The following is a 6,947-nucleotide window of genomic DNA, read 5'->3' on the forward strand; positions in this document are numbered from 1 at the left end:
CGCTTCACCACCAACCAGAGTGAGCGCTTTGAAGCACGCTTGTCGATGGTGGAGGTGTTGCCGTCACCCAGCTTGTTCTTGCAAGGCATGGCAGGCAGCCGTTTGCCCATTGCCGTGGCACACGGCGAGGGCTATGCCAACTTCAGCCAACGCGGTGACGCCGCCCAAGTGGTGGCCGCGATGCGCTTTGTCGACAACTTCGGTTCAGCGACAGAAACCTACCCCTTCAACCCCAATGGCAGCGCCGGCGGCTTGACCGCTGTGACCACTGCTGATGGCCGCTTCACCGCCATGATGCCGCACCCTGAACGCGTGTTCCGCAATGTCCAAATGAGCTGGACCGACTTGGCTGCTTCAGGCGGCATCGACGCCTTCAGCCCCTGGATGCGCATCTGGCGCAATGCGCGCCGGTGGGTGGGTTGATTTTTAAGAGGGTCCTATGATGAAAAAAATCTATTTTTACTTGTTGCTCGTGTGTTGCACCCTGGGTCTCACGACCGCCCAAGCGCAAACTCCGACAACCGCTTACCCATCTAAACCGATTCGTTTGATCGTGCCTTTCCCGCCGGGCGGCGGCACCGACATTTTGTCGCGCTTGGTGGCGACCAAATTGACCGAACAACAAAAGTGGACCGTGATCGCCGACAACCGCGCTGGCGCAGGCGGCACCATTGGCATCACAGAAGCGGTCAAGGCGGCCCCAACGGGCTACGAGCTGGTGATGGGTCAAAAAGACAACTTGGTCATCGGCCCTTGGTTGTACAAAAACCTAGCTTGGGACCCCACACGTGATTTGGTGGCCGTGGCCCACATCGCCTACACCCCGGTAGTGATTGCCACCAGTGCCAATTCCAAATTCAAAACCTTGGTCGATGTGGTCCAAGCTGCGCGCGCCGCGCCAGGCAAGGTCAGTTACGGTTCGCCTGGAAACGGCACCTCGATTCATTTGGCGGGTGAGTTGTTTGAAAAAGCCGCGAACATAGAACTCAGCCACATCCCCTACAAAGGCTCGAACCCAGCCATGATGGACGCACTGGCAGGTAATGTCGATTTGCTGGTGTCATCGGTGCCGTCGGCGATGGCACAAATCAAATCTGGCAAATTGCGCCCCTTGGCTGTGACCTCTGCCAAGCGAAGCTCCTCGATGCCCGAGGTTCCTACCGTGTCGGAATCCGGTTTCAAGGATTTCGATGTCAGCACTTGGTATGGCTTATTTGCCCCCACTGGCACACCCGCTCAGGTGATCACCCTGCTCAATGCAGAAGTGAACAAGCTGTTGGCGAGCCAAGACATGCGTGAGGCCATCCATGCCCAGGGCGCGGAGCCCGAGGCCATGACGCCGTCCAAGTTTTCCAATGTGCTGAAGACCGACTACGCCAAGTGGAAGGGCATCGTCGAAGCCTCTGGCGCCAAGATCGATTGAAACCCTGGCTTCAGCGCGCAGTGGCGGTGGGGCGCGTTTTATAAAAGGTCATCGGTGTTTCTTTCATCTCGCGCACGCGTTGGTTGAGCACGGTTTTTTTCATGTGGCCCACCACATGCATTTCGCAGGGTTTGCAGTCAAAGCGCAGCGTGAGTTTTTCGCTGCCGTTGATCAGCGTGAGCGGTTCTGCTTTCACTGTGCCCTGCACACCGGTGACGCCCTTGGCTTGCTTGGGGCACAAGCTCATGCTGAAACGCACGCAGTGTTTGGTGATCATCAGGCTGACCTCGCCTAGCTCTTCGTGACTTTCGTACGCTGCTGCCACCAAGCGCACGCCATGCTTGGCGTAGAAACCCCTGGCTTTGTCGTTGTAGACATTGGCCAGATAAGTCAGGGTGTCTTCGGGATAGCTGACGGGCGGCTCCACAGCGTGGGCGCGGGCAGGGCGCTGGTACGCTTGCTCGCGAACCAGCTCTAGGTTTTGCACCGCTTCACGACGCAAGGCATTGAGGGATGAAGCGGGCACAAACCATGGCTGACTGAGCGTGACCTGCTGGTGCAACACCTCAAAACGGGTGGCGCCAAACTTGCCCAGGTGTTCACGCAAGCTGGCGTCGTGGCGATCCGTGTCTTTGGCCAGTTCTTTGGCACACGACAGCGCAGCGCTTGCCGTGTGACCCTCTTCATCGGTCAAGGTGAGGGAGAAGCCCTGCGCGGTGTCGGCAAACGCCAGCCAGACACCGATGCGACGCTCACTCGATGTTTTATCCAAGCCCCGAACCCAGTCCATGTCTCGGTTGCGGTTGAGCGTCGTGCCAGGTCGCAGGTCTTTGAAGCCGGACATGGGGTCTTTGGGGAACACCCGCCAGACGCCTTTTTTGGCCGTGGCTTCGGCGCGGTTGATCGCGACACCGACCAACTCTTTCTGAAGGTCGTAATAGCACAGGCCATCGCCGTTGTGCAGCACGGCGGTTTTGTCAAAAGGCTGCAACTCCATCCAGTTGGGGCCTGTCGCCAGCACCTCGCCCAAGGCGATGCCCGGATTTTTGGGAGAGTCAAAAGCACCAATGTCTTCTTGGCGTCCTTGGACAAAGTAGTCGGTGAATTCGCGGTTGAAGTTCTGGTTAGGGTCGGGGGTGAAAAACAGCGTGGTCTGCCCGCTGGAGGCGCGCGCCAAGGGTGGACGCGTCGGGTCGGTTGAATGCTCACGCGCTTCGAGCAATTCATCGATCAAGACACGGTAATGCGCCGTGATGTTTTTGACATAGGCCATGTCTTTGTAGCGGCCTTCAATTTTGAAGCTGCGCACGCCTGCATCGATGAGTGCCTCTAAGTTCTCGCTCTGGTTGTTGTCTTTCATCGACAACACGTGCTTGTCGTGCGCAATGAAGCGGCCTTGGCTGTCTGTCACGTGATAGGGCAAACGGCAGGCTTGGCTGCAGTCACCCCGGTTGGCGCTGCGGCCTGTGTGGGCATGGCTGATGTAACACTGGCCGCTGTAGGCCACGCACAAGGCTCCGTGCACAAAGAACTCCAACTTGCAGCGCTCGGCATCCAAGGCTTGGTGGATGTCACGGATTTGCGCCAAGGTCAGCTCACGGGCCAGCACAATTTGTGAGAAACCGACATCTTGCAAAAAACGAGCTTTCTCGGGCGTGCGAATGTCGGTCTGGGTACTGGCGTGCAATTGAATCGGCGGCAAGTCAATTTCCAACAAGCCCATGTCTTGCACGATCAACACATCGGCACCGGCGTTGTAGACGTCCCAGGCCATTTGGCGTGCACCCTCTAACTCATCGTCTCGCAAGATGGTGTTGAGGGTGATGAAGATGCGGCTGTTGAAACGATGCGCTTCACGACACAGCCGTTCAATGTCGCGCACGGTGTTGGTGGCGCTGGCGCGTGCGCCAAAAGCTGGCGCACCGATGTACACCGCATCGGCCCCGTGATGGATGGCGGCAATGCCGATGTCCACGTCGCGAGCTGGCGCTAGAAGTTCAATTTGGTGAGACAACAAGGACATGGATGGCTCCATTAAAAAAAGCGGCCCGAAGGCCGCTTTGTGGTCAGCGAGGGTTGGACTTATTCAACTTTGGCCTTGGCACGCATGTCTTGTTGGAACGTGGCCATGCGTTGCTGCTGCATTTGTTGCACGATTTGCGGCTTGACCTCGTCGATTTTCGGCAACTGGGCTTCACGCACATCGTCCAAACGGATGATGTGAAAGCCAAATTGGCTCTTGACCGCTTTGGCCGTGGTTTCGCCTTTTTTCAGAGCAGCCATGGCATCGGAGAATTCTTTGACAAAGTTGCCGGGCGCTGCCCAATCCAAGTCACCCCCTTTGGCACCCGACCCTGGGTCTTTCGATTGCTTCTTGGCCAGGTCTTCGAACTTGGCACCTTTTTTCAAGCTGGCCAGAATGGCGTTGGCTTGTGCTTCAGTTTCGACCAAGATGTGGCGTGATCGGTATTCTTTGCCACCGTTGGCCGCGACGAATTTGTCGTACTCGGCTTGGACATCGGCGTCGGTCACTTCAGCGGTCTTTTGGAATTCTGTGAACAGTTCACGGATCAAAATGGTTTGACGCGCCAACTCCAACTGGGTTTTGTAGTTGTCGGTGGCGTCCAAGCCACGTTTTTGGGCTTCTTGCATGAAGATTTCACGGGCAATGACTTCTTCTTTGATTTGGGCTTCGACATCGGGGGTGATGGGACGGCCCGAACGCGCCACTTGTTCAGCCAAGGCTTCGGCGCGTGCTTTAGGCACCGCTTTGCCGTTGACGATGGCAATGTTTTGTGCCGACACCTGGATACTCAAAGAGGCCAACACAGCGGCTGCCACCATGCTCCAAACCATTTGTTTCTTCATGAAAAATCTCTCGATGGGGTTTCTACAACTTCGATGGCCAAGGCGTGAAGTCCTTGGTCTATGTATGTTTGCAACGCATCATACACAAGGCGATGGCGCGCCACCCTGGACATGCCGGTGAACTGTGGGCTGCTCAATCGCACCCGAAAGTGTGTTCCTTGCCCCGTGTCGTTCGCGCCCAAATGGCCTGCATGCGCAGCGCTTTCGTCGAACACTTCCAGAAATGTCGGCGACAACTGGTCTTGCAAGCGAGCTTGCAGCAAGTCTGCGGTGATGGGCATCAGGTTTCTTCCTTGTCTTCTTGGATGAAACGGCTCATGTAAATGCCCTGCAGCACCACAAACACCAGCATGAGGCCTAGGCCGCCAAACAGCTTGAAGCTGACCCAGGTGTCGGTGTCAAAGTTGTCGGCCACCCACAAGTTCAAAAAACCCATGCCAGTGAAAAACACGGCCCAACTGTGCAACAGCACCCCCCAAGCATGGTCGGGCAGGGTGAGCTGAGCGCCCATGAGCTGGCGCAGTAAATTGCGCTTGAACACCACGTGACCGATCCACAACGCACTGCCCATGAGCCAGTACAGGACGGAGGGTTTCCATTTGATGAAGGTTTCGTCTTGCGTGATCAAGGTGGCGCCACCAAACACCACGATGACACCGAGGCTGACCCACTGCATGGGCTCGATAAAACCGTTTTTACGCCACATCCAAGCAATTTGCCCCATGGTGGCCACGATGGCGACCGCAGTGGCCGCAAAAATGCCAAAGGCTTTGAACACGGCAAAAAACAAAATGATGGGAAAGAAATCGAGGAATATTTTCATGGGGCAGCCTCAGTCTTTGGGTACAAAGTCGAGGGAGGCCGAGTTCATGCAATAACGCAAACCTGTCGGCGCCGGACCATCGGGAAACACATGACCCAGATGGGCCCCACATTGGCCACACACGGTTTCAACCCGCACCATGCCGTGGCTGATGTCGCGGTGCTCGGCAATGGCGGACGCATCGGCAGCTTGGCTGAAACTAGGCCAACCACAACCGGCATCAAATTTGGTGCTCGATTCAAACAGCTTGGCATCGCAGCAGATGCAGTGGTAAGAGCCATCGGCCCAATGGCTTTCGTACTTGCCGGTGAAGGGCCGCTCGGTCGCGGCATGACGGGTGACTTCGAATGCGACAGGCTCAGCCTGTTTGGCCGCCAAAATTTCACGCCATTGGGCGTCGGTTTTTTTCATGGTCATGATGAGCAACTGATTTCAATAGATGACGCCCATTCTGGCGCAAGATCGGCCCAAGCCTCGTGTGCAGGGTGTTCGTCACAAGGCTGCTGGAGCACCGTCAACAACGCGTGCACCACGCCAAAGTCACCTGTTTTGGCCTGTTGGATGGCCAGTTCACCCAAGTGGTTGCGCAAAACGTATTTGGGATTGATGTCCAGCATGCTTTGGCCCGCACTGCGCCGGTCAGCGTTCCCCAATCGCGCTTCGTATCGGGTACGCCAGGCGTCAAATACCTCACGGTGCAGAAACAAATCCCGCACAGGTTCAAAGGCATGGGTCAGGTGAGCCGACTCTCGCACGGCCAGACTCAATCGGCGCCACATCACCGTGAAGTCCACGCGGTCTTGCTGCATGGCTTGCAAGAGCGACTCCACCAAAGCGCGATCGCCTTCGTGTGCATCTGTTAACCCAAGCTTGGCACGCATGCGTTGGTCCAGCGCTTGGGGGAACACATTTTTGTAGGTCTCCAGTGCGGCGATTGCAGGCTCTTGGGTGTCGATGAGTGGCATCAAGGCCTGGCCCAAACAAAACAAGTTCCAGTAGGCCACTTGAGGTTGGCGCGCATAGGCGTAACGGCCCGACGTGTCGGAGTGGTTGCAGATGTGCCCGGGATCAAATCCGTCCATGAACTGAAATGGGCCGTAATCCAAGGTCAAGCCGAGCACGCTCATGTTGTCGGTGTTCATCACACCGTGACAAAACCCCACGGCCTGCCATTGGGCCATCAACTCAGCCGTGCGGCGTGTGACCTCTTGCAACAAGGCGGTGTAGCGTGCTGCGTCATGCAGGTGGACCAGGTCGGGAAAATGGGCCTGCACCACATGGTCGGCCAGCGCCTTGAGCTCTTGCGTTTGTCCTGTGGCCGCAAAGTGTTCAAAGTGACCAAAGCGGATAAAGCTCGGTGCCACGCGGGTGACAACTGCTGCGGTCTCGCGTTCTTCGCGGTAGACCGATGTGGGTGAGCCGGTCACGCACAAGGCGCGGGTGCTGGGAATGCCCAGGCCATGCATGGCCTCGCTGGCCAAGAACTCACGAATGCTGGAACGCAGCACAGCCCGGCCATCGCCTCGACGTGAATACGGCGTGGGCCCAGCCCCTTTGAGTTGAATGTCGCGCACCCCCAAGGGCGTGCTGATTTCGCCCAAGCTGATGGCGCGTCCGTCTCCCAGTTGTCCCGCCCACTGGCCAAATTGATGGCCGCTGTAGACGCTGGCACAGGGCTGACTGCCTGGCAGCAGCGCGTTGCCACTCAGGGCTTGCAGGACCTGTGGTGACGTCCACAGGTCAGTTGGCAGGTCCATCTCAGTTGCCAACGCCCGATTGCAACCCTGTCTCTTATACACATCTGACGCTGCCGACGATAAGGCTCGTGTAGAT

The 6,947-nt window shown here is 57.2% G+C and carries 8 protein-coding genes; 2 read left to right on the plus strand and 6 right to left on the minus strand.

All coding sequences use genetic code 11. The features are described from left to right. Both ACKWJN_RS03005 and ACKWJN_RS03010 read left to right on the plus strand, forming a co-directional pair. A partial coding sequence (locus ACKWJN_RS03005; RefSeq protein ID WP_408594378.1) for a phosphoribosylformylglycinamidine synthase subunit PurQ occupies nucleotides 1–423 on the plus strand: 423 nt, incomplete at its 5' end. Nucleotides 424–442: 19 nt separating this feature from the next. Beyond that, the gene (locus ACKWJN_RS03010; protein WP_408594391.1) at nucleotides 443–1,423 is read left to right on the plus strand and encodes a tripartite tricarboxylate transporter substrate binding protein; all 981 of its coding nucleotides are present in this window, start codon (nucleotides 443–445) and stop codon (nucleotides 1,421–1,423) included. A 10-nt stretch (nucleotides 1,424–1,433) separates the two neighbouring features. Here the strand turns inward: ACKWJN_RS03010 and ACKWJN_RS03015 are convergent, their stop codons facing one another. From ACKWJN_RS03015 to ACKWJN_RS03040, 6 genes are all read right to left on the minus strand, one after another. Beyond that, entirely contained in the window at nucleotides 1,434–3,446 is a 2,013-nt protein-coding gene (locus tag ACKWJN_RS03015; protein WP_408594380.1) for a peptidase U32 family protein, read from the minus strand. Between the two features lie 59 nt (nucleotides 3,447–3,505). Next, nucleotides 3,506–4,291, minus strand: coding sequence for a peptidylprolyl isomerase (locus tag ACKWJN_RS03020; protein WP_408594382.1), 786 nt, complete (start codon nucleotides 4,289–4,291; stop codon nucleotides 3,506–3,508). Further along, nucleotides 4,288–4,572 (minus strand): BolA family protein, encoded by a 285-nt coding sequence (locus ACKWJN_RS03025; RefSeq protein ID WP_408594383.1) that lies wholly within the window; start codon nucleotides 4,570–4,572, stop codon nucleotides 4,288–4,290. Before ACKWJN_RS03025 ends, ACKWJN_RS03020 begins: the two co-directional genes overlap by 4 nt. After that, a complete protein-coding gene (locus ACKWJN_RS03030; RefSeq protein ID WP_408594385.1) occupies nucleotides 4,572–5,114 on the minus strand; it encodes a septation protein A in 543 nt (180 codons plus the stop codon). Before ACKWJN_RS03030 ends, ACKWJN_RS03025 begins: the two co-directional genes overlap by 1 nt. A 9-nt stretch (nucleotides 5,115–5,123) precedes the next feature. Continuing rightward, the gene (gene msrB / locus ACKWJN_RS03035; RefSeq protein ID WP_408594387.1) at nucleotides 5,124–5,531 is read right to left on the minus strand and encodes a peptide-methionine (R)-S-oxide reductase MsrB; all 408 of its coding nucleotides are present in this window, start codon (nucleotides 5,529–5,531) and stop codon (nucleotides 5,124–5,126) included. Beyond that, nucleotides 5,528–6,947, minus strand: a 1,420-nt coding sequence (locus ACKWJN_RS03040) for a protein adenylyltransferase SelO (RefSeq protein ID WP_408594389.1), incomplete at its 5' end; no start/stop codon positions are given. The genes msrB and ACKWJN_RS03040, both read right to left, overlap by 4 nt.

It is taken from the genome of Limnohabitans sp. (genome assembly GCF_046052825.1).
Taxonomy (GTDB): domain Bacteria; phylum Pseudomonadota; class Gammaproteobacteria; order Burkholderiales; family Burkholderiaceae_C; genus Limnohabitans.

Coding starts and splice junctions, on each gene's coding strand:
- ACKWJN_RS03010 (WP_408594391.1), top strand. CDS start 443: ATGAAAAAAATCTATTTTTACTTGTTGCTCGTGTGTTGCACCCTGGGT.
- ACKWJN_RS03015 (WP_408594380.1), bottom strand. CDS start 3,446: ATGTCCTTGTTGTCTCACCAAATTGAACTTCTAGCGCCAGCTCGCGAC.
- ACKWJN_RS03020 (WP_408594382.1), bottom strand. CDS start 4,291: ATGAAGAAACAAATGGTTTGGAGCATGGTGGCAGCCGCTGTGTTGGCC.
- ACKWJN_RS03025 (WP_408594383.1), bottom strand. CDS start 4,572: ATGCCCATCACCGCAGACTTGCTGCAAGCTCGCTTGCAAGACCAGTTG.
- ACKWJN_RS03030 (WP_408594385.1), bottom strand. CDS start 5,114: ATGAAAATATTCCTCGATTTCTTTCCCATCATTTTGTTTTTTGCCGTG.
- msrB (WP_408594387.1), bottom strand. CDS start 5,531: ATGACCATGAAAAAAACCGACGCCCAATGGCGTGAAATTTTGGCGGCC.